We start from the raw sequence: 21,302 nt of genomic DNA, 5'->3' as shown, positions 1-21,302 counted from the left end.
ATCAGCCTCCTGTGCTCCAGCGGGCGAATGCCCCCCAGAACCAATCGAAACGTGCGGCAAAGGCCACGAACACCACCCAGACCAGCGAGAACGGCAGGAAGACTTTCCAGCCCAGACGCATCAGCTGGTCGTAGCGGTAACGCGGGGTGATGGCTTTGACCATTGCGAAGAGGAAGAAGAAGAACGCCATCTTCGCGACCATCCACAACGGGCTGTCGGGGATGAACGGAATGGGTGAGAGCCAGCCACCGAAGAACAGCAGCGAGGTGAGCGCGCACATCAGGAAGATGGCGATATATTCCCCGGCCATGAACAAGAGGAACGGCGTCGAGGAGTATTCCACCTGATAGCCCGCAACCAGTTCGGATTCTGCTTCGGGCAGGTCGAACGGTGGGCGGTTGGTCTCTGCAAGGCAGGAGATGAAGAACAGGAACACCATCGGGAAATGCGGCAGCCAGTACCAGTTGAACAGACCGGCCGAGCCGTCCTGCGCGCGGACGATATCGCCAAAGTTCATGCTGCCGGTCGACAGGATCACGCCAATGATGATGAGGCCGATGGAGACCTCGTAGGAAATCATCTGTGCCGCCGACCGCAAACTGCCAAGGAACGGGTATTTGGAGTTCGATGCCCAGCCGCCCATGATGACGCCGTAAACCTCGAGCGAGGAGACCGCGAAGACATAGAGGATGGCGACATTGATGTCCGACAGCACCCAAGTGTCACTGAAGGGGATCACCGCCCAGGCGATCATCGCCAGAACAAAGGAGGTGATTGGCGCCATGATAAAGACGGCCCGGTCGGAGCCGGCCGGGATGACCACCTCCTTCACCACGTATTTCAACGCATCCGCCACGGTCTGCAGCAGGCCAAAGACCCCCACCACATTGGGGCCGCGCCGCATCTGGACCGCAGCCCAGATCTTGCGATCCCCGTAAACGAGGAACAGGAGCGAAATCATAACAAAGGCGACGACCGCAAGGGTCTGCGCCAGTATGATGACGGCAATGCCGACAGGGGTGTTAAAGAATTCAGCCATGGGTCCTCACACCGTAGGTATTCCGTTTGCCTTGCAGTCCTGCACCACGACCTGAGCGTCGAGGGTGCGCAAACCGCGCGGTAAGGCTGGCGAGATGGTGTAGACAGCATCCGCCTTCCAAATACCAGACTCTTGTTTCGTTTTTGTGCGCACATGACGCGCAAAGCCATATCCGCGGATCAGCGCATATTGTGCGGCCGCGCAATCGGCATAGTCGTTCAAATCCTCAGGCGCGCCGAGTTGATCCATGGTCACATGGAACTGCACCAGATCCCCATCGAGGAGGCTGGTGTCCACGCCGAGATAATCGGGCGCGGCGCGGCTCACCTCATCGCCCGACACATCCGTGCAGGCCATGAGGGCAAGCCCCGTAAGCGATATGATCGCCGCGCGGATCACTCTGCCGCAATCTGCGTCTCGCGACGCGCCTTGGCCTGGGCGGAAAGCTCCGCCATCAGCTGCGACGCGCGCGCAATCGGGTTGGTCAGGTAGAAGTCCTGAATCGCGGGCAGGAAATCCGCCTTGCCGAGTTTTTCAACCGGCAGCGCCTCGCCTTCGTTGTCGACAACGCGATCAACCTTGGCCAGATGCGGGACGTCCTTGATCAGCGCCTTGCGCAGTTGCGCGAGGCTGTCATACGGCAGTTTTGCATCCAGCTCCGCCGACAGAGCCCGCAGGATGGCCCAGTTTTCCTTGGCCTCGCCCGGTGCAAAGCTTGCGCGCATGGCAAGCTGCGGACGGCCTTCGGTGTTCACAAAGAGGCCGTTTTCCTCGGTATAGGCTGCACCCGGCAGGATCACGTCGGCGCGGTGCGCGCCACGGTCGCCATGGCTGCCCTGATAGATCACAAACGCGCCTGCATCGATTTCGACCTCATCTGCCCCGAGGTCGTAGATCACCTCTGCACCGTCAATCGCGGCAGCTACGCCGCCTTCGGTGACAGCCCCGATGTCCATAGCACCCACGCGTGCTGCTGCGCTGTGCAGGATCATCAGCTTGGAGCCGGTATCTGCCGCGAGTTTCTGCGCGGCGGCCAGAACGGCCAGACCATCAGCCTCACGCAGGGCACCCTGCCCCACGATCACCACAGAAGGCGCATCCAGCACCGCACCGTAGTCTTTGTTCAAGAGCCCCTCGAGCGCGGCACGATCGGTGCCCACATGCGCATAATCATAGGTCAGATCCACCGCAGGGCCGACAAGCCCCACTTGCGCGCCCTTCAGCCATGCCTTGCGGATGCGGGCATTCAGCACCGGAGCCTCATTGCGTGGATCGGTGCCGACAAGCTGGATAAACTTGGCGTTATCAATGTCTTCGATGGTGGCGGTGCCGACATATGCGGCGCGATTGCCGATGGGCAGACGCGCATTATCAGTGCGGCATTCCACCTTGCCCTCAAGGCTCTCGATCAGGTTTTTCAGCGCATAGGCCGCCTCGACCGGGACCAGATCACCGATCAAACCTGCGACCTTCTTGCCCTTCATCGCGGTGGCGACAGCCTCCAGTGCTTCGGGCCATGTGGCCGGCTTCAGCTTGCCGTCGACACGCACGTAAGGGCGGTCCAGACGTTGGCGACGCAGGCCGTCCCAGACAAAACGGGTCTTGTCGGAGATCCATTCCTCATTCACGCCATCGTGGTTGCGCGGCAGGATGCGCATCACTTCGCGGCCTTTGGTGTCCACGCGGATGTTTGATCCCAGCGCGTCCATCACATCGATGGTCTCGGTCTTGGTGAGTTCCCACGGACGCGCGGTAAAGGCATAAGGTTTCGAGGTCAGCGCCCCCACCGGGCAGAGGTCAATGATGTTGCCCTGCAGGTTCGAATCCAGCGTCTCGTTCAAATAGGAGGTGATCTCCGCATCCTCACCGCGCCCGGTCTGGCCCATCTGGTTGATGCCGGCCACCTCGGAGGTGAAGCGCACGCAGCGGGTGCAGGAGATACAGCGGGTCATCGCGGTGCCGACCAGCGGGCCGAGGTCGAGATCATCTACCGCGCGCTTGGGCTCGCGGAAGCGGGAGAAGTCGACGCCATAGGCCATCGCCTGATCCTGCAGATCGCATTCACCGCCCTGATCGCAGATCGGGCAATCGAGCGGGTGGTTGATCAGCAGGAACTCCATCACCCCTTCGCGCGCCTTTTTCACCATCGGCGAATTGGTCTTCACCTGCGGCGCCTGGCCCTCGGGTCCGGGGCGCAGATCGCGCACCTGCATCGCACAAGAGGCGGCGGGCTTGGGCGGGCCGCCGACGACCTCCACAAGGCACATACGACAGTTGCCCGCAATCGAGAGACGCTCGTGGTAGCAGAAGCGCGGGATCTCGATCCCGGCCTGCTCACAGGCCTGAATCAGGGTCATCGCCCCTTCGACTTCGATCTCGGTTCCGTCAATGTTGATCTTGCGGAGGTCAGACATGGTCTATTTCGCCCTCAGTAACACGCCGATCGCGCTGTTTTTCTCAATTTCCGCCAGCCCGTAGCTGCAGAATGTTTCTGGCTGGTCCAGTTTGACCCCTTCCTGCCTCAGCAGGCGCTCGCCCTTGGCGCGCATTCGGGATTTTTCCTGGTCCGACTTGATGTAGGACTTGATCTCATCATCGCTGTAGCCAAGCGCATTGGCGCGGCTGCGGATCTGATAAAGCTGGTTGAGCCCCTTGAGCGTGCGTGGCGCAAGGCGATCACATTGATCGGACACTTCGCTGGCCACGGCCACGGCAAAAAGCGGATCCTCGATTTCCTGCACATCGCGCAAGGAGGGTTTCGCCTCGCCCGCGCTGGCACCAAAGGCCAACAGCAGGGCCGCCAACGCCGCAAGAGAGGTGGCTATCACAGTCCTGCGCGCAGGCAAAATCGCAATTGTTTCAGACATGTCAAACTCCGTTGTGGTTCTGTCAGAACCACAGGAGTGAGACGCGCTGTTATTCAATAACGCCCCGCCGAACCGGCCATGATATGCCGATCTGCGCATCAAGACTCGCAGCTTCCAGTGTAAATCGCATCGCTTTTGTCGAGCTGGATCTTGTAGTTGCCCTCAGCGTCCAGCGCGATGTTGGTCCAATCGAACCGCGAAGTGCCGTAATTCTCGATGCAGTAGCGTTTCGCCTCGTGATCAGCCGCAGCAAGCGCGCCACGCTGGGATTGCAGCGCGTTACGCACCTCAATGCGGAAATTGGCGAGGGTCTCTCTTTTGTTGATCGCCTTCGCGCTGGTGCGGAACGCGATGCCGTCATAGCGCATGCGCTTATCCTCGCCGGTTTTGCCGCCACAGGCCGCAAGCCCGACCGACGCGGCCAGTATCAACGTCAGAGTGAAACGTGAGGTCATAGTCATCTCTTCAGGTTATTCCGCTGCCAACGCACCGCGGCGGCCGGTCTTCTGCGCCTTGATGCGATCTTCGATTTCTTCGCGGAAGTTGCGAATGAGGCCCTGAATGGGCCAGGCAGCTGCATCACCCAAAGCACAGATGGTGTGGCCTTCAACTTGTTTTGTGACATCCCAGAGCATGTCGATTTCTTCGAGCTCCGCCTCGCCACGCACCAGACGGTCCATGACGCGCATCATCCAGCCGGTGCCCTCACGGCAAGGGGTACACTGGCCGCAGCTCTCGTGTTTGTAGAATTTCGACAGCCGCCAGATGGCCTTCACGATGTCGGTCTGCTTGTCCATCACGATCACCGCCGCGGTGCCAAGGCCGGAGCCCAGTTCGCCGCGCAGGTAGTCGAAATCCATGATGGCGTCTTTCATCTTCTCGCCGCGCACGCAAGGCACCGAGGAACCGCCGGGGATCACAGCCAGAAGGTTGTCCCAACCGCCCCGGATGCCGCCGCAATGTTTTTCGATCAGCTCCTCGAAGGAGATGCTCATCGCTTCCTCAACAACACAGGGGTTGTTGACGTGACCGGAGATCGCAAAAAGCTTGGTGCCCGCGTTGTTCTGCCGGCCAAAGCCCGCAAACCACTCCGCACCACGGCGCAGGATGGTTGGCACCACGGCGATGGATTCGACGTTGTTCACAGTGGTCGGGCAGCCATACAGACCCGCGCCCGCCGGGAACGGCGGCTTCATGCGCGGCATGCCCTTCTTGCCCTCAAGGCTCTCGATCAGGGCGGTTTCCTCGCCGCAGATATAGGCCCCTGCCCCGTGGTGCAGGAAGACGTCGAAATCCCAGCCGGAGCCTGCGGCGTCTTTGCCCAGAAGCCCCTTGTCATAGCATTCGTCAATCGCCGCCTGCAGCGCCTCGCGCTCGCGGATATATTCACCGCGCAGGTAGATGTAGCAGGTGTGCGCGTTCATCGCGAAGGATGCGATCAGCGCGCCCTCGATCAGCGTATGCGGATCGTGACGCATAATTTCGCGGTCTTTGCAGGTGCCGGGTTCGGATTCATCGGCGTTGATCACCAGATAAGCCGGACGACCGTCGCTTTCCTTCGGCATGAAGGACCATTTGAGGCCGGTGGGGAAGCCCGCACCGCCGCGCCCGCGCAGGCCGGAATCCTTCATGGTCTGGATGATCCAGTCGCGCCCTTTTTCAATGAGGCCCGCCGTACCGTCCCAGTGGCCACGCTTTTGTGCGCCCGCCAACGTGCGTTCGTGCATCCCGTAAAGGTTGGTAAAGATCCGGTCCTGATCCTTCAGCATGTGTGCCTACCTTTGACTGTTCTGACGCATGCGCCAGAGTTGAATGATGTTGACGCCCGCATAGATCATCGCGGCCAGAGCGGCGAAATCGAACAGCAGCGCAAACCGGCCCGGCAGGCCAATCGCGGGACCAATGAGAAGCGACAGGATCAGCCAGGCCACCATCGTGCCGGCGATCACCAGCGAGATGTGCCGCCCCTTGGCTGCAATGGCCTTGTCCTGTTCGTCCTGCGTCATCCGGTCCAGTCATCCTTGACCACAGCGCACGGCCCCATGGCCGCGATCTGCGATTATGATTTGTCTTTGTAACGGCCGTCGGTCTTGGCCGATTTGGCAAACTCGGTCTCTTCACCGGCTGCCAGTTGCTTGGCTTGTTCAATCCAGCCATCACGCTCGATGCGGCCCTTGAATTTAAGCCGCGCATCGACCCAGACCACCTCGGCCTCAGTCCATTTGGCTATCTGGTCGAAGTGGAAAAAGCCCAGCTCATTCAGCGTCTGTTCAAGCTTCGGCCCCACTCCTTTGAGGAGTTTGAGGTCGTCCGCCCCGCCCTCGCGGGCAGTTGTCAGCGTCTCGGGCGCTTTTTCCTCGACCGCCTCAGCCGCATCCGCCTCGGGCTCTGTCACCTTTGCGGCGGCGGCCTCGGGCTGTGCCGGGGTCGCGGCATCGGATTTCTTGACCGGAGCCTTTTTCTTCGGAGCAGCCTCTTTCTTGGCTGCCTCGGCCTGCTTTGCCGCGGGCTTTGGACGCTCGGGCGCTGCCGGAGTGGGCTCTGCCGCAGCGCGACCAGCGACCACGCCATCCTTGCCCACCCAAGGGGTCAGCAACGGCACCTCGTCGCCCTGAATGCGCTTTACACCGTCGCCAAGCTCGGTCGCCAGTTCGGCGGACGCGTTATACTGCGGCTTGCCAGCCTCATATTCGGTCAGCGAGGTCAGACCGGATTTCGGCTCTGCAGCGTAGCGACCGTTCTGCGGGCCGGGCACCACGTCTTTGCCTGCGGCAAGATCATCCAGCAGCTTGGTGAAACTCGCGGCGGTCAAATCCTCGTAGTAGTCCTTGCCGATCTGCGCCATCGGCGCATTGGTGCAGGACCCAAGGCACTCCACCTCTTCCCAGGAGAACTTGCCATCCTCGGAGATGGTATGCGCCTTGGGCGAGATCTTGTCCTTGCAGACCGCGATCAGATCCTCGGCGCCGCAAATCATGCAGGACGTGGTGCCGCAGACCTGGATATGCGCAACGGATCCCGTCGGTTGCAGCTGGAACATGAAGTAAAAGGAAGCCACCTCCAGCACGCGGATATAAGCCATGCCGAGCATGTCGGCGACATATTCGATCGCCGGCTTCGAGATCCAGCCGTCCTGTTCCTGAGCACGCCACAGCAGCGGGATCACCGCCGAGGCCTGACGACCTTCGGGGTATTTGGTCATTTGCGCTTCGGCCCAGGCCAGGTTGGCGGGCGTGAAGGCAAAGCTGTCGGGTTGTTCTGAGTGGAGACGACGCAGCATCAGATCACCTTTTGGGCACAGTTGCCCCGGCGGATGCCTCCGGCGGGGATATTTTGGAGAAGATGAAAGAAGCTGGCGCAGTTCACCGGTCAATCTCCCCGAAGACGACATCCATGGTGCCGATGATGGCGGCGACATCCGCCAGCTGGTGGCCCTTGGCGACGTGGTCCATCGCCTGCAGATGCAGGAAGCCAGGCGCACGCAGCTTGGCGCGGTAGGGTTTGTTGGTGCCGTCCGCCACCAAATAAACGCCAAATTCGCCCTTGGGTGCCTCGACGGCGGCATAGACCTCGCCCGCGGGCACGTGGAAGCCTTCGGTATAGAGCTTGAAGTGGTGGATCAGGCTCTCCATCGAGGTCTTCATGTCGGTCCGCTTGGGCGGGCTCAGCTTGCCGCGCGCCATCACGTCGCCGGTGGCTTCGCGCAGTTTCTGGATGGCCTGGCGGATGATCGACAACGACTGGCGCATCTCTTCCATGCGGACCAGGTAGCGGTCGTAGCAATCGCCGTTCTTGCCGACCGGGATCTGGAAGTCGAACTCGTCGTAGCATTCATAGGGCTGCGCCCGGCGGAGGTCCCAGGCGAGGCCGGAGCCGCGCACCATCACGCCGGAGAAGCCATATTGCTGGATTTCTTCTTCAGTCACCACGCCGATGTCGCAGTTGCGCTGCTTGAAAATCCGGTTCTCGGTCAGCAGCCCGTCGATGTCGTCCATCACCTTGGGGAATTCCATCGCCCAAAGGTCGATATCATCCAGCAGATCGTCCGGCAGGTCCTGATGCACACCGCCGGGGCGGAAATAGGCCGCGTGCAGACGCGCGCCACAGGCCCGCTCGTAAAAGATCATCAGCTTTTCGCGCTCTTCAAAGCCCCAGAGCGGCGGTGTCAATGCGCCCACGTCCATGGCCTGCGTGGTCACGTTCAGCAGGTGGTTCAGGATACGGCCGATCTCGGAATAGAGCACCCGGATCAGCGAAGCACGACGCGGCACCTCGACGCCGCAGAGCTTTTCGATCGCCAGACACCATGCGTGTTCCTGGTTCATCGGCGCCACATAGTCGAGGCGGTCGAAATACGGCAGGTTCTGCAGATAGGTGCGGCTCTCCATCAGCTTTTCGGTGCCGCGGTGCAAGAGGCCGATGTGGGGATCGCAGCGTTCCACGATCTCGCCGTCCAACTCCAGCACCAGACGCAACACGCCGTGCGCGGCCGGGTGTTGCGGGCCGAAGTTGATGTTGAAATTGCGGATCTTCTGTTCGCCGGTCTGGGCGTCGTCGAAACCTTTGGAGCCGTCCATCACTTCGCCCCCTCCTTCTCATCGCCGGGCAGGATGTAGTCGGCACCCTCCCATGGGCTCATGAAGTCAAACTGGCGGTATTCCTGCACCAGGTTCACAGGCTCGTAGACCACCCGTTTCTGGGCCTCGTCATAGCGGACCTCGGTGTAGCCGGTTGTCGGGAAATCCTTGCGCAGCGGATGGCCGCGAAAACCGTAGTCCGTCAGCAGGCGGCGCAGGTCCGGGTGACCGGTGAACAGGATGCCGAACATGTCAAAGACTTCGCGCTCGAACCAATTGGCCGACGGGTGCACATTGACGATCGAGGGCAACATGTCCTCTTCAAGCATTGCGACCCGCAGGCGGATGCGTTGGTTCTGGTACATCGACAGCAGGTGGTAGACCACGTCGAACCGTTTGGTCCGCTCGGGGTAGTCCACGGCGGTGATATCTACCAAAGTGGAGAACTTGCAAGCGCTGTCGACACGCAGGAACTCGACAAGACCGGTGATATTGCTGGGCTTCACGTCGATGTTCAGCTCGCCATGGGAGATGTCCCACGACAGGACACAGTCCGGGCGCTTGGCGTCGATCTGGTGCCCAAGTTCTTGCAGTGCTTCGATCATCTGTCTCTCCTGCCCTTAGCGTACCAGCGTGCCGGTGCGGCGGATCTTGCGCTGCAGCTGCATCAGACCATAAAGCAGCGCCTCGGCGGTCGGCGGGCACCCGGGCACGTAGATATCGACCGGCACGATGCGGTCACAGCCGCGCACGACGGAATAGCTGTAGTGGTAATAGCCGCCGCCATTGGCGCAGGAGCCCATGGAGATCACGTAGCGTGGCTCCGGCATCTGGTCGTAAACCTTGCGCAGCGCAGGGGCCATTTTGTTGGTGAGTGTGCCTGCAACGATCATCACATCCGACTGGCGCGGCGAGGCGCGCGGCGCAATGCCAAAGCGTTCAGCGTCATAGCGCGGCATCGAGGTATGCATCATTTCGACCGCGCAGCAGGCCAGACCAAAGGTCATCCAGTGCAGGCTCCCGGTGCGGGCCCAGTTGATGATATCTTCGGCGGAGGTCAGCAGGAAGCCCTTGTCCTGCAGTTCCGTATTGAGGGCCTGGGTGACCATTTCCTTGTCGACACCAGCGGTGTTCGCTCCAGTCATCACTCCCATTCCAGGGCCCCCTTCTTCCACTCATAGGCAAAGCCGATGGTCAAAACGCCCAGGAACACGATCATCGACCAGAACCCGGCGTCACTGATGTCCTTGAACCCAACGGCCCAGGGAAACAGGAATGCGATCTCCAGATCGAAGATGATGAACAAGATCGACACGAGGTAGAAGCGCACGTCGAATTTCATCCGCGCGTCATCAAATGCGTTGAAGCCGCATTCGTAGGCGCTGACTTTTTCCGGATCAGGATTGCGCACCGCAACAACAACGGCGGCAAGAACAAGCACGAGACCAAGACCAATGGCCACGGCCAAAAACACCAGTATGGGGAGGTATTCCCGCAACATCTCTTCCACGAGTGGCTCCTTTCCGCGCACACGGCAGTTTCTGCACGTGAACCGTCAATTGGCGTGTTGACTTGGGCCGTTACTACTCCCGTCCCCGAACACCGTCAACCAAGGGGAAGTTAATGTGAATAGCTTTATTGACCAGTCTCGCAGACGGGCAACAACCTCGCAAAAGCTTATGGTTTTAGTTTCCTATTCGGGGCGCAGAAAACAGGCGTAAATTTTCTGCGCCCCAGAGGCTGAAACCCCTTATTTCTCATGCCAGGCGGGGCGGCGTTTTTCAAAGAACGCTCCGATCCCCTCCTGAGCTTCCGGACTTTCCCAGCGGGTCACTAGGGCGGAAATGGTAAAATCAATAACGCTTTCATCGATCTTTGGACCCAAGGCGCGGGCCAGTGCCTTGGCTTCGGCGACCGCACCGGGGGCACAATTGAGGTATGGAACCACCTCCGCCTCAACCGCGGCATCGAGTGAGTCGGCAGGCACAGACTTTGCCAAGAGGCCAAGCTCAACCGCTTCCGACGCCTCAAACAACCGTGCCGACATGAACACCCGCCGCGCGCGGGCCTCGCCCATACGGGCAATCACATAGGGGCCGATGGTGGCGGGGATCAGGCCAAGTTTGGTTTCCGTCAGCCCCATTTTCAAATGGTCCGCTCCGATGGCAACGTCACAGACCGAGGCCATGCCCACCCCGCCGCCAAACGCGTTGCCCTGCAGCCGCCCGATCAGCGGCTGCGGCAAGGTGTTCAGAAGGTTGAGCATTTCCGCCAGCACCCGGGCCTCGCGGGCGCGGGTCTCGGCATCTGCATCCATCTGCGCCTGCATCCATCCAAGGTCGCCGCCGGCGCAAAAGCTCTTGCCCGCGCCGGTCAGCACCACGACACGCACATCCCTGTCCGCCGCAAGTGCGCGCGCCGCCGCCTGCAATTCCTGCAGCATCTGGCCGGACATGGCATTGTGTTTGTCGGGACGGTTCAGGGTCAAAGTCGCCACGCCGCGGTCGTCGCAGCTTAGCTCCAGCGTGTCATACATGCCTATGGGTCCTTATGTGTTGCGGAGTGAGTGTCAGGCGTCGGCGGCAACGGGTCGCAGGGCGCGCGCCATGGCGGCGGCCTCCTGCAGCACATCACTGTCGAGCCCGGTGTCATAGCCCAGCCGGGTCAGGTGGTCGTGCACCAGTTCGGTGGCGACATTTCCGGCCGCACCGGGCGCATAGGGGCAGCCGCCCAGACCACCGACGGCGGCGTCGAACACGCGCACGCCGAGCGCCAGCGAGGCGTCGATATTGTCCACTGCCCGCCCCCCGGTATCATGGTAGTGCCCGGCCAGTCGGGTCACCGGCACCACGTCCTTCACCGCGATCAGCATCCGAGCGATGCTGTCCGGGGTGGCCTTGCCAATGGTGTCGCCCAGCGAGATCTCATAGCAGCCCATGGAAAACAGCCTGTCGGCCACCTCGGCCACCTTTTCCGGCGCGGTGGCGCCATCATAGGGGCAGTCGGTCACGCAGGAGACATAGCCCCGCACCGGTAGGTCGATATGACGCGCGGCCTCCAGAATGGGTGCAAACCGGTCGATGCTCTCGGCGATGGAGGCATTGATATTGGCCTTGGAGAAGCCTTCCGAGGCAGAGGCAAAGATCGCGATCTCATCAACCCGGGCGGCCAGCGCATCCTCGTAGCCGCGCATATTCGGGGTCAACGCAGCGTAGCGCACGCCCTTTGCCTTGGTAATCCCGGCCAGCACCTCGGCGCTGCCGGCCATCTGCGGCACCCATTTCGGAGAGACGAAGCTCGCCACCTCGATGCGGGAAAACCCGGCACGGCTGAGGCAGTCGACCAGCGCCACCTTGTCCGCGACAGAGATGTCGCGGGTTTCGTTCTGCAGCCCGTCGCGCGGGCCCACCTCGAAGATTTCGACGCGGTCTTTCATGGCATTTAGTCCTCCGGTTTGGGGCCTGGTCCGGCTCAGGCGTCGTCTGCCTCCTCCAGTCGGACCAGCGCTGCTCCAGCCTCCACCTGATCGCCTGATTTCGCAAGAACTTCCGCAACAATACCGTCGCGAGCGGCGAGCAGAGAGTGCTCCATCTTCATCGCTTCGAGGACGGCGAGACGGTCGCCTTCTTTCACCGTCTGACCTGTTTCGACAAGAACCGCCTTCACAAGGCCCGGCATGGGGGCTTCGATCACGTTCATGTCGCCTCCGGCAACCGAAGCGCGGTCCAGGGGATCAATGACCTCGAACTGATGCCCGTAGCCATCGAACACAGTGATGGTGTTTCCCGACTGCGCCATGGACGGCAGGCGGTCGCTACTGAGGACCCAGTGGCCCGCGATTTTGCAGGCGCAGATCTGAACCTCGGGGCGGCCCGGGAACTCCCAAATCTGATCGTCCGGCCCGTCCACTATGACCAGCGCCTCAAAGACCTCGCCCTGATAGCTGAGGGAAACCGAGCGGCGCAGGTCGGAGTAATCGTACCAGAGAGCAAATCCCGCGTCCCAATTGGGATCAATCAGACCAAGCGCCTGCATCCCTGCGGCGGCCTTGTGTTCGAACTTGACCTCTGGCGCCCTTACCAATTGATCCAGATCCCGTGCGATCAGGCCCGTGTCCACCTCGCCAGCGGCGAAGCCTTCATGCGCGGCCAGCGCGCCCAGAAAGGCCAGGTTGGTCACCGTGCCCGCCACCTGCGTTTGCTCCAGCGCCTGCGACAGGCGCGAGAGCGCTACCGCGCGGGTCGGCCCAGATACGATCACCTTGGCAATCATCGGATCATACCAGGGGCTGATGGTGTCGCCCGCACGCACGCCGCTGTCGGCGCGGCAGTTGTCGGGGAATTTCAGATGCGTGAGCGCGCCGGTCGCGGGCAGAAATCCCTTTGGCACGTCCTCGGCATAAAGGCGTGCCTCAAAGGCGTGGCCGGTGATGCTCAGCTCGTGCTGTTGCTTTGGCAAAGCCTCCCCTGCTGCCACGCGCAGCTGCCATTCCACCAGATCAACGCCGGTGATGGCCTCGGTCACAGGGTGCTCCACCTGCAAGCGGGTGTTCATCTCCATGAACCAGAACCTATCGGTGCGCAGCCCGTCTGAACCATCGACGATGAATTCCACCGTGCCCGCACCCTTGTAGCCGATCGCCTCTGCCGCGCGCACCGCCGCCTGCCCCATGGCTTCGCGCATGTCTTCGGTCATGCCGGGGGCTGGGGCTTCCTCGATCACCTTCTGGTGGCGACGCTGAAGCGAACAGTCGCGCTCAAACAGATGCACCGCCTTGGTGCCGTCGCCAAAGACCTGCACCTCGATATGGCGCGGTTGCTGGATGTATTTCTCAATCAAGACATCCGGGTTGCCGAACGCGGTGGTTGCCTCGCTCTGCGCGCTCTTCAGCGCCTCGGCAAAATCAGCGGGGGTCTCGACCAACCGCATGCCCTTGCCGCCACCGCCTGCGACCGCCTTGATCAGCACCGGATAACCGATGGTCTCTGCCGCGCCCGCAAGATGCTCGGGGTCCTGGTTCTTGCCGTGATAGCCCGGCACGACGGGCACACCTGCCTCCTCCATCAGCGCCTTGGCGGCATCTTTCAGACCCATCTTGCGGATCGCATCCGCCGAAGGGCCGATGAACACAAGGCCCGCCGCCTCGACCGCGTCGACGAAGTCGGGATTTTCCGACAAGAACCCATAGCCGGGATGGATCGCCTGCGCGCCGTCAGATACGGCAGTGGCGATGATCTCATCGCCCAGCAGATAGCTGTCGGCGGGGGCCGGTCCATAGCCAATGTGGGAGGCCTCGTCGGCCATGGCCACATGCTTCGCTTCGCGGTCCGCGTCCGAATAAACTGCCACGGTTTTCACACCCAAGGCGCGGGCAGTTTCCATAACACGGCAGGCAATTTCGCCCCGGTTTGCGATCAGAATCTTATCAAACATTGCTCGTCCTCACATCCGGAACACGCCAAAGCGCGTGTCTTCAATTGGGGCATTCAGGGCGGCGCTGAGCGAGAGCGACAGCACATCGCGAGATTTGCGCGGATCGATTATGCCATCGTCCCAGAGCCGGGCAGAGGCATAGAGCGGGTGGCTCTGTTCCGCGAACATGTCGATGGTGGGCTGCTTGAACTGCGCCTCTTCCTCGGCGGACCATGTGCCGCCCTGGCGTTCGATGGCATCGCGTTTCACAGTCGCCAGAACGCCCGCCGCCTGCTCGCCGCCCATCACGGAGATGCGCGAGTTGGGCCATGTCCAAAGGAACCGGGGCGAATAGGCCCGCCCTGCCATGCCGTAGTTGCCCGCGCCAAAGGAGCCGCCCACCAGCATGGTGATCTTGGGCACATTGGTACTGGCCACCGCGGTCACCATCTTGGCGCCGTGACGGGCGATGCCTTCGTTCTCATACCTGCGGCCCACCATGAAACCAGTGATGTTTTGCAGGAAGACCAGCGGGATCTTGCGCTGGCTGCAGAGTTCGACGAAATGCGCGCCCTTTTGCGCCGCCTCGGAAAACAGCACGCCATTGTTGGCGATGATGCCGATGGGGCAGCCCTTGAGGTGGGCAAAGCCGGTCACCAGCGTTTCGCCAAAACGAGGTTTGAACTCGTCAAAGCGGGAGCCATCGACCAGCCGCGCGATCACCTCGCGGATGTCATAGGGGGTGCGCAGATCGCCGGGCACCACGCCAAGGATTTCCTCGGGGTCGTAGGCGGGCTCTTCCGGGCTCTGCCAGTTCACGCCTTGGGGTTTGGTTCGGTTCAGATGGCTGACCGCACGCCGTGCCAAAGCCAGCGCATGGGCGTCATCCTCAGCCAGGTAATCCGCCACGCCCGAAAGACGTGTGTGCACATCCCCGCCGCCCAGATCCTCGGCAGAGACGACCTCGCCCGTAGCGGCCTTCACCAGCGGCGGGCCCGCAAGGAAGATGGTGCCCTGTTCCTTGACGATGATGGTGACGTCGGACATCGCCGGAACGTAAGCACCACCCGCGGTACAGGACCCCATGACCACAGCGATCTGCGGGATGCCCTTGGCCGACATCCGCGCCTGATTGTAGAAGATGCGCCCAAAGTGGTCGCGGTCGGGAAAGACCTCATCCTGCTGCGGCAGGTTGGCGCCGCCACTGTCCACAAGATAGACGCAAGGCAGGTTGTTTTCCTCGGCAATCTCTTGGGCGCGCAGGTGTTTTTTCACCGTCATCGGGAAATAGGTGCCGCCCTTCACGGTGGCGTCATTGCAGACCACCATGACCTCCTGGCCGTGGACGCGTCCGATCCCCGCTATGACGCCTGCCGCCGGGGCTGCGCCATCATACATGCCATGGGCGGCCGTCGCGCCGACCTCAAGGAAGGGCGAGCCGGGATCAAGCAGGTTCGCCACCCGGCGGCGCGGCAGCATCTTGCCCCGCGACTCATGCCGGGCACGGGATTTCTCGCCGCCGCCAAAGCGCGCGGCATCAGCCGCCTTGTCGATCTCGTCAAGAGCATCAAGATGCGTCCTGGTATTTTGCTTGAAGCCCTCGGAGGAAGGCATTGCCTTGGATTGGAGTTTCATTGGATCAGTCCTCCACTTCCGCCGCAGCGCGGCGTTTCAGTTCTTTGCGGATCACCTTGCCCGTGACCGTCATCGGCAGGGCCTCAAGAAAGGCGATCTCGCGGGGATAGGAATAGCTGGCAAGGCGCTCTTTGACGTAGTCCTGCAGCTCTTTTTCGCTCGGGGCGTGGTCCGGTTTCAGCACCACGTAGGCCTTGACGATCTCGGTGCGCAGGGCGTCGGGCTTGCCGACCACACCGACGGTGGCAACGGCCGGGTGGGTCATCAGGCAATCCTCGATCTCGGAGGGGCCGATGCGGTAACCGGCAGAGGTAATCACATCATCCTCACGCCCCACAAAGCGCAGATAGCCCTCCTCCCAGATGCCGCGATCCCCGGTCACCAGCCAGTCGCCGTGAAACTTCTCGGCCGTGGCGTCGGGGCGGTTCCAGTATTCCAGCATCATGGACCCAGAACCACGGCGCACCGCCACATCGCCTTCCTCACGGGTGGGTTGGCCGTCTGCGTCGATCACCTCAACCACATGCCCCGGCACCGGTTTGCCAATGCAGCCGGGGCGCACGGGGAAGTCCGCGCCACAGGAGGAGACCGTCATATTGCATTCGGTCTGGCCGTAGAATTCATTGATGGTGACGCCCAAGTGACGCTGGCCCCAAGCGAGCATCTCCGCGCCCAGGGGCTCTCCACCGGAGGCAACAGAGCGCAAGGCCCGAAGCCCCTGCCCCGCCGCTTTCAGCATGCGCAGGGCGGTGGGGGGAAAGAAGACGTTGCGGACCTCGCCCAAGCGGATCACCTCGGCGCAGGTGTCTGGCGTGAACTTATCCAGCCGCGCGGCCACCACCGGCACGCCCAGCGCAAGGCCCGGCATGGCGACGTCGAACAGCCCGCCGATCCACGCCCAATCCGCGGGCGTCCAGAGACAATCACCGGGCTGGCCCAGATGGTCGTGACTGATCGACACGCCCGGCAGATGCCCTGTCAGCATCCGGTGCCCGTGCAGTGCCCCTTTGGGTTTGCCGGTGGTGCCGGAGGTGTAGATGATGACCGCCGGATCTTCGGACGTGGTGTCGGCGAAAGGCACGGGATCGCCATCAATGCCGATCTCGGCGGCGATCAGAGGCCTAGCCAGATCGCCAAGCTGCGCCGCGCCCTCAGAGTCGGTCAGCACGTAATTTGCACCAGCATCCTCAATGCGGTTTGCCAATGCGTCATGCTGGAACAGTTTGAACAGCGGCACCGAGATGGCGCCGATCTTCCAGATCGCCAGATGCGCCGCCGCACACCACGGAGACTGAGATAGCAGCACACCAACCCGATCACCGGGGGCGACACGTTGCACCAATGCGCGCGCCAGACCGCCAACCATCACAGCCAGATCGCCATGGCTCACATCACGGCGGGTCCCGGAGGTAAGGTCGATGATCGCCAGCTTATCGGCGGCATGATCCATCACCTGAGCTGCCATATTGAGCCGCTCCGGAATGTCCCATGCGCCCGCCGCTGTCAGCCCCGGAATGATGCGTTTGATAGTCATGTTTCACCCTGCACGTAGCGCATAGCGGTTATGCGATTTTTTTCTGTCTTTCCAAGGGGAAAGCCGGGCGCGATTTGATCTGGATCAGAGACGCCCTGCACCAGCGATGGCATTGTCGCGGCATACTGATTGAAGAAGGGATTACCCCCATGAAAACTCTGGTTTCCGCCCTCGCACTGGGCGTTGCCGCGTCGAGCTTCGCCGCCCCCGCCATGGCGCAATCGCAGGGCGACTGGACCGTTGGCGTCGGGATCATCAACGTGAACCCGAAATCCGACAATGGCACTCTCGCCGGTGCTGCGGCCACGGTGGATAATGACACCCAGCTGTCGCTCACGGCGGAGTATTTCATCCGTGACAACCTCGGGATCGAGCTGCTGGCCGCTTCGCCGTTTGAGCATGACATCGCGCTCGGGGGCACCAACATCGGCTCCACCAAACACCTGCCGCCGACCCTGTCGCTGGTCTACCACATTCCCACCAATGGCAAGATCACGCCCTTCGTGGGTCTTGGTGTGAACTACACCACGTTCTTCTCCGAAGAGACCGCATTGGGAACCCTCGACCTGGACAACAGCTTTGGTGTCGCCGCAACCGTGGGCGCGGACTGGAAAATCTCCGAGCGCGGATCGCTGCGCCTGAACGTGCGCTACATGGACATCGACACCGATGCGAGCCTCAACGGCGCGTCCATCGGCACCGCAGAGATTGATCCGATCACTGTGGGTGTCTCCTACGTGCACCGCTTCTGATCCCTTCCACATGCCGGGTCGGCCTTGCCTGCCCGGCTTTTCAGTCCAAGTGGCGCTGCCTCTGTGCGGCGCCTTTTTTATTCGGCATCCCATCCGGCCTGACGCCTTTGAGACCCGGCATCTGTCAGGTCTCGGGCGGCAGAGGAGCCGCCTGCCTCGGCGTGTTGGCGTCAACAAGACCACCTAACCAGTTGATCCTGTAGCTATACCCCCCGCCACCGACAGTGTTTGCGGGACGGCAGGTGACCACCAACCACGTCCAGATCCCAGACCCGGGTCGCGCCGCGCAATCGCTGGTTTGCGCAACGCCGGCCACGCCCGAAGCCGCATGATCAGCGAGGTATTTCTGCGCATAAAGGGTGATCACATCGGTCTCGGAAATCCCCTGCCGGATCAGCCCATAGCGGAACCCGATCCCCGCCAGCATCAACGCCAGCAGCGCGACCGGGATCCAGTAGGCGATCCGCATCAGCTCATATGCGACATCGATTCGCGCCCGATCAGCACCGAATCGCAACAAGTCAGCACCGTCGGCGGCACGAAGAACTTGCAAAGTGACATCAATCGCCTCCTTGAGCCACGACCTGTTCGATCACTGGTATGGCCCACATGATAAGCACCGCTCTCCAATAGACCTCCGCCTCACAACCGCGAAGTGCAAAGCCCTCCTCAGATGTCCCCGCGCAACGTTCAATGCCAGATCGGAACAGCGACGGTTCGGCAGGCTCTTCTACTCCTTCGGTCGTCAATATCGCCTCGAACTCACCCTTCCAGTAGGCGTGATCCGCATCAAGACAGTCTACCGGGCTGGCCAGCCGCTTCAGTAGCGAACAACTTTGCTCGATTGGGATATGTCGCTCGCCACAGATTACCGGAACACCAAGTTTCGCAAATGGATTGTTCTGCTCGCTCACAAACGTCTCTGCCACGCAGGTTTCGAACTCGGTCAGCGCCACCGTGTCCGGCGCGGCCAGCGCTGGCCCCGACAGCAGCAGCATCATCCAGACCGACCAGCCTTTCACGCCATCGACTCCATCAGTTCGCGGCCGATCAGCATGCGGCGGATTTCAGAAGTCCCTGCGCCGATTTCCATCAGCTTGGCATCGCGGAAGATCCGACCGACCGGGTTGTCACTCAGATAGCCGGCCCCGCCAAAGGCCTGCACCGCCTGATGCGCCTGCGTCATCGCCACCTCGGAGGCATAGAGACAGCAGGCCGCCGCATCCTGACGGGTCACCGTGCCCTTGTCGCAGGCCTTGGCGACCTCATAGACATAGGCGCGCGCGGAGTTCATCGCGGTGTACATATCGGCGATTTTGCCCTGCATCAGCTGGAAGTTCCCGATCGGCTGGCCGAACTGCTTGCGCTCGGCCATATAGGGCATCATCTCATCCATGCAGGAGGCCATGATGCCGGTGCCGATGCCCGCCAGCACCACGCGCTCGTAATCCAGTCCGGACATCAGGACGCGCACGCCCTTGCCTTCCTCGCCCAGCACGTTTTCAAACGGCACTTCGACGTCCTCAAACACCAGCTCGGCGGTATTGGAGCCTCGCATCCCGAGCTTGTCGAAATGTTTGGAGGTCGAAAACCCCTTGAATTCCTTCTCGATCAGGAAGGCTGTCATGCCTTTGGAGCCTGCGTCCGGGTCGGTCTTGGCATAGACCACCAGCGTGTCCGCGTCGGGACCGTTGGTGATCCAGTACTTGTTGCCGTTGAGCACATAGCGGTCGTTGCGTTTTTCAGCACGCAGGGACATCGACACCACGTCAGAACCAGCACCCGCCTCGGACATAGCCAGCGCACCGACATGTTCGCCGGAAACCAGGCGCGGCAGGTATTTTGCCTTCTGCTCGGCATTGCCGTTCAGCTTGATCTGATTGACGCAGAGGTTTGAGTGCGCGCCGTAAGACAGCGACACCGAGGCCGAGGCCCGCGCGATTTCCTCTACCGCGACAGTATGCGCGAGATAGGACATGCCAGCGCCGCCGAACTCCTCGTCGACGGTAATCCCCAGCAGACCCAGCTCTCCCATCTCCTTCCAGAGATCGGCGGGGAACTCATTGGTCTGGTCGATCTCCTGCGCCATCGGCTTGACGCGTTCCTGCGCCCAGCGATGCACCATGTCGCGCAGCGCGTTTACGTCCTCACCAAGGTCGAATGTCATGCTTGCGTTGAACATCTGCGCGTCTCCTCCCGAGTCACGATATTTAATGAACACTTGTTCAATAAATGACACAGCGCCGCGGATCGGTCAACGCTGATGTTTCAGCGCAGCTCAAGGCACCCAAACAGCCAACACCCGCCTTGAAGCCGAAACTGCGCCTCATTTGGGACATATTGACTGCCGATAATTAACCATGAATTGACCACGAGAGCGGGCAGAGCCGATGCCACTTCACAATCTGATCCTGAATGGGACGTTTGACGCCGGTGCGGCGCATTGGACGGGCAACGATATCGAAGCCTCGTACAATCAGTCGTCCTATATCGCAGGCGGATCAAACAATCGCGTGGCGGAGATTGATGGCCACCGCGGCCAGACGACTGTGATGCAGCAGAGCTTTAGCGTCGACAGTCCAATCACCACTCAGCTGACCTTTGATGTGGCGCTGCGCACGGCCTCCAATGCCAATGCAGGCATAGAGGGATTTGAAGTCGAGATCCTTGATGATGCGGGCAATGTCGTCTCTTCGATGTCGGTCCTGCCCACCACCAACAGCTTCAACCAGGTCTCGCTGGATATCACGTTTCCTGCGGCAGGCGACTATACGCTGCGCTTTACCGAACTGGGGCCAGATGACAGCCTTGGCGCCATTGTCGACAACATCGAGATGATGGTGTGTTTCTGCGCAGGGACCCTGATTGCAACCGAACACGGCCAACGCCCCGTTGAGGATCTGCGTCCCGGCGACCGGATCGTCACTGCGCGCGGCCTGCGGTCCTTGCGCTGGGCGGGGCGGCGTCCACTGTCGCGGCAGCACGTTGCGCAGAACCCGAAATTGCGCCCGGTGCGCATCGGGCGCGGCGCGCTGGGAGACGGGGTGCCGCATCAGCCGCTCTATGTCTCACGTCAGCATCGCATGCTGGTGCGCTCGCGGATTGCGCAGCGGATGTTTGGCGAGGCAGAGGTGTTTGTGGCCGCGGCCCGTTTGCTGGACCATCCGGATGTCAGCCTGTGTGAGGCCGCCGGGCCAGTGACCTATTTTCACATGCTGTTTGACGCGCATGAGGTGGTCTATGCCAATGGCGCACCAAGCGAGAGCTTTCTGGTCACGGAGCGGTCGCTTTCTGCAGTCACCCCGGAAGCACGGGCAGAGATTACCTATCTGTTCCCGGACCTGGCAGCGATGGGCCGCGTTCTGACGCCCCCTGCCCGGCCCATTCCGCGCACCGCGCGTCAGAAACGGCTGATTGAGCGGGCGCTGAAAAACCAACATGCGCTGCTGGAGCCGCCGTCGGTCACGCAGATCGCAGTCTAGCGTG

The 21,302-nt window shown here is 61.5% G+C and carries 22 protein-coding genes; 2 read left to right on the top strand and 20 right to left on the bottom strand.

Features of this window, described 5'->3' with window-relative positions; all coding sequences use genetic code 11:
* Position 1: 1 nt before the first annotated feature.
* The 17 genes from nuoH to CLV89_RS09270 all read right to left on the bottom strand — a co-directional run bounded on the left by nuoH (position 2) and on the right by CLV89_RS09270 (position 17,064).
* Entirely contained in the window at positions 2-1,039 is a 1,038-nt protein-coding gene (gene nuoH, locus CLV89_RS09350; RefSeq protein ID WP_106163385.1) for an NADH-quinone oxidoreductase subunit NuoH, read from the bottom strand.
* 6 nt (positions 1,040-1,045) lie between these two features.
* Positions 1,046-1,438 carry a hypothetical protein gene (locus CLV89_RS09345; RefSeq protein ID WP_106163384.1) on the bottom strand — a complete coding sequence of 131 codons (393 nt, stop codon included), beginning with the start codon at positions 1,436-1,438 and terminating at the stop codon, positions 1,046-1,048.
* On the bottom strand, positions 1,435-3,453 hold the full coding sequence (gene nuoG / locus CLV89_RS09340; protein WP_106163383.1) for an NADH-quinone oxidoreductase subunit NuoG: 2,019 nt from the start codon (positions 3,451-3,453) through the stop codon (positions 1,435-1,437). Before nuoG ends, CLV89_RS09345 begins: the two co-directional genes overlap by 4 nt.
* Before the next feature lie 3 nt (positions 3,454-3,456).
* Complete coding sequence (locus CLV89_RS09335; RefSeq protein ID WP_207796906.1) at positions 3,457-3,906, bottom strand: DUF5333 domain-containing protein; 450 nt, start codon at positions 3,904-3,906, stop codon at positions 3,457-3,459.
* A gap of 98 nt (positions 3,907-4,004) precedes the next feature.
* Positions 4,005-4,361: a hypothetical protein gene (locus CLV89_RS09330; RefSeq protein WP_106163382.1), complete on the bottom strand. Its 357-nt coding sequence runs from the start codon at positions 4,359-4,361 to the stop codon at positions 4,005-4,007.
* Positions 4,362-4,376: 15 nt separating this feature from the next.
* Positions 4,377-5,675, bottom strand: coding sequence for an NADH-quinone oxidoreductase subunit NuoF (nuoF, locus tag CLV89_RS09325; protein ID WP_106163381.1), 1,299 nt, complete (start codon positions 5,673-5,675; stop codon positions 4,377-4,379).
* 6 nt (positions 5,676-5,681) lie between these two features.
* Positions 5,682-5,912, bottom strand: a complete 231-nt coding sequence (locus CLV89_RS09320) for a DUF5337 domain-containing protein (protein ID WP_106163380.1) — start codon at positions 5,910-5,912, stop codon at positions 5,682-5,684.
* Positions 5,913-5,965: 53 nt separating this feature from the next.
* A complete protein-coding gene (locus CLV89_RS09315; RefSeq protein WP_106163379.1) occupies positions 5,966-7,186 on the bottom strand; it encodes an NADH-quinone oxidoreductase subunit E in 1,221 nt (406 codons plus the stop codon).
* Positions 7,187-7,268: 82 nt separating this feature from the next.
* The gene (locus CLV89_RS09310; protein WP_106163378.1) at positions 7,269-8,483 is read right to left on the bottom strand and encodes an NADH-quinone oxidoreductase subunit D; all 1,215 of its coding nucleotides are present in this window, start codon (positions 8,481-8,483) and stop codon (positions 7,269-7,271) included.
* Entirely contained in the window at positions 8,483-9,088 is a 606-nt protein-coding gene (locus CLV89_RS09305; protein WP_106163377.1) for an NADH-quinone oxidoreductase subunit C, read from the bottom strand. Before CLV89_RS09305 ends, CLV89_RS09310 begins: the two co-directional genes overlap by 1 nt.
* A gap of 15 nt (positions 9,089-9,103) precedes the next feature.
* Complete coding sequence (locus CLV89_RS09300; protein ID WP_106163376.1) at positions 9,104-9,637, bottom strand: NuoB/complex I 20 kDa subunit family protein; 534 nt, start codon at positions 9,635-9,637, stop codon at positions 9,104-9,106.
* The gene (locus CLV89_RS09295; protein ID WP_106163375.1) at positions 9,628-9,993 is read right to left on the bottom strand and encodes an NADH-quinone oxidoreductase subunit A; all 366 of its coding nucleotides are present in this window, start codon (positions 9,991-9,993) and stop codon (positions 9,628-9,630) included. Before CLV89_RS09295 ends, CLV89_RS09300 begins: the two co-directional genes overlap by 10 nt.
* A gap of 240 nt (positions 9,994-10,233) precedes the next feature.
* The gene (locus CLV89_RS09290) at positions 10,234-11,019 is read right to left on the bottom strand and encodes a crotonase/enoyl-CoA hydratase family protein (protein WP_106163374.1); all 786 of its coding nucleotides are present in this window, start codon (positions 11,017-11,019) and stop codon (positions 10,234-10,236) included.
* A 33-nt stretch (positions 11,020-11,052) separates the two neighbouring features.
* Positions 11,053-11,919, bottom strand: a complete 867-nt coding sequence (locus CLV89_RS09285; RefSeq protein WP_106163373.1) for a hydroxymethylglutaryl-CoA lyase — start codon at positions 11,917-11,919, stop codon at positions 11,053-11,055.
* A gap of 35 nt (positions 11,920-11,954) precedes the next feature.
* Positions 11,955-13,916, bottom strand: a complete 1,962-nt coding sequence (locus CLV89_RS09280; RefSeq protein ID WP_106163372.1) for an acetyl/propionyl/methylcrotonyl-CoA carboxylase subunit alpha — start codon at positions 13,914-13,916, stop codon at positions 11,955-11,957.
* Between the two features lie 9 nt (positions 13,917-13,925).
* Positions 13,926-15,530 carry a carboxyl transferase domain-containing protein gene (locus CLV89_RS09275; RefSeq protein WP_106163371.1) on the bottom strand — a complete coding sequence of 535 codons (1,605 nt, stop codon included), beginning with the start codon at positions 15,528-15,530 and terminating at the stop codon, positions 13,926-13,928.
* Positions 15,531-15,534: 4 nt separating this feature from the next.
* Entirely contained in the window at positions 15,535-17,064 is a 1,530-nt protein-coding gene (locus tag CLV89_RS09270; protein ID WP_106163370.1) for an AMP-binding protein, read from the bottom strand.
* Positions 17,065-17,213: 149 nt separating this feature from the next.
* Between CLV89_RS09270 and CLV89_RS09265 the strand changes: the two genes are divergently transcribed.
* Positions 17,214-17,816: an OmpW/AlkL family protein gene (locus CLV89_RS09265; protein ID WP_106163369.1), complete on the top strand. Its 603-nt coding sequence runs from the start codon at positions 17,214-17,216 to the stop codon at positions 17,814-17,816.
* A gap of 124 nt (positions 17,817-17,940) precedes the next feature.
* On the opposite strand, the gene CLV89_RS09260 is transcribed toward CLV89_RS09265, so the two are convergent.
* Genes CLV89_RS09260 through CLV89_RS09250 form a run of 3 tightly spaced genes read right to left on the bottom strand, consistent with a single transcriptional unit; the run spans position 17,941 to position 19,998 of the window.
* On the bottom strand, positions 17,941-18,369 hold the full coding sequence (locus CLV89_RS09260; RefSeq protein ID WP_243394975.1) for a hypothetical protein: 429 nt from the start codon (positions 18,367-18,369) through the stop codon (positions 17,941-17,943).
* Between the two features lie 7 nt (positions 18,370-18,376).
* Entirely contained in the window at positions 18,377-18,838 is a 462-nt protein-coding gene (locus tag CLV89_RS09255) for a hypothetical protein (RefSeq protein ID WP_106163367.1), read from the bottom strand.
* Entirely contained in the window at positions 18,835-19,998 is a 1,164-nt protein-coding gene (locus tag CLV89_RS09250) for an isovaleryl-CoA dehydrogenase (RefSeq protein ID WP_106163366.1), read from the bottom strand. Before CLV89_RS09250 ends, CLV89_RS09255 begins: the two co-directional genes overlap by 4 nt.
* Positions 19,999-20,206: 208 nt before the next feature.
* Between CLV89_RS09250 and CLV89_RS09245 the strand changes: the two genes are divergently transcribed.
* Complete coding sequence (locus CLV89_RS09245) at positions 20,207-21,298, top strand: Hint domain-containing protein (RefSeq protein WP_106163365.1); 1,092 nt, start codon at positions 20,207-20,209, stop codon at positions 21,296-21,298.
* Positions 21,299-21,302 lie beyond the last annotated feature (4 nt).

This window comes from Tritonibacter scottomollicae (assembly GCF_003003215.1).
GTDB lineage: Bacteria > Pseudomonadota > Alphaproteobacteria > Rhodobacterales > Rhodobacteraceae > Epibacterium > Epibacterium scottomollicae.
This window is presented reverse-complemented; position numbering and strand designations above follow the sequence as displayed.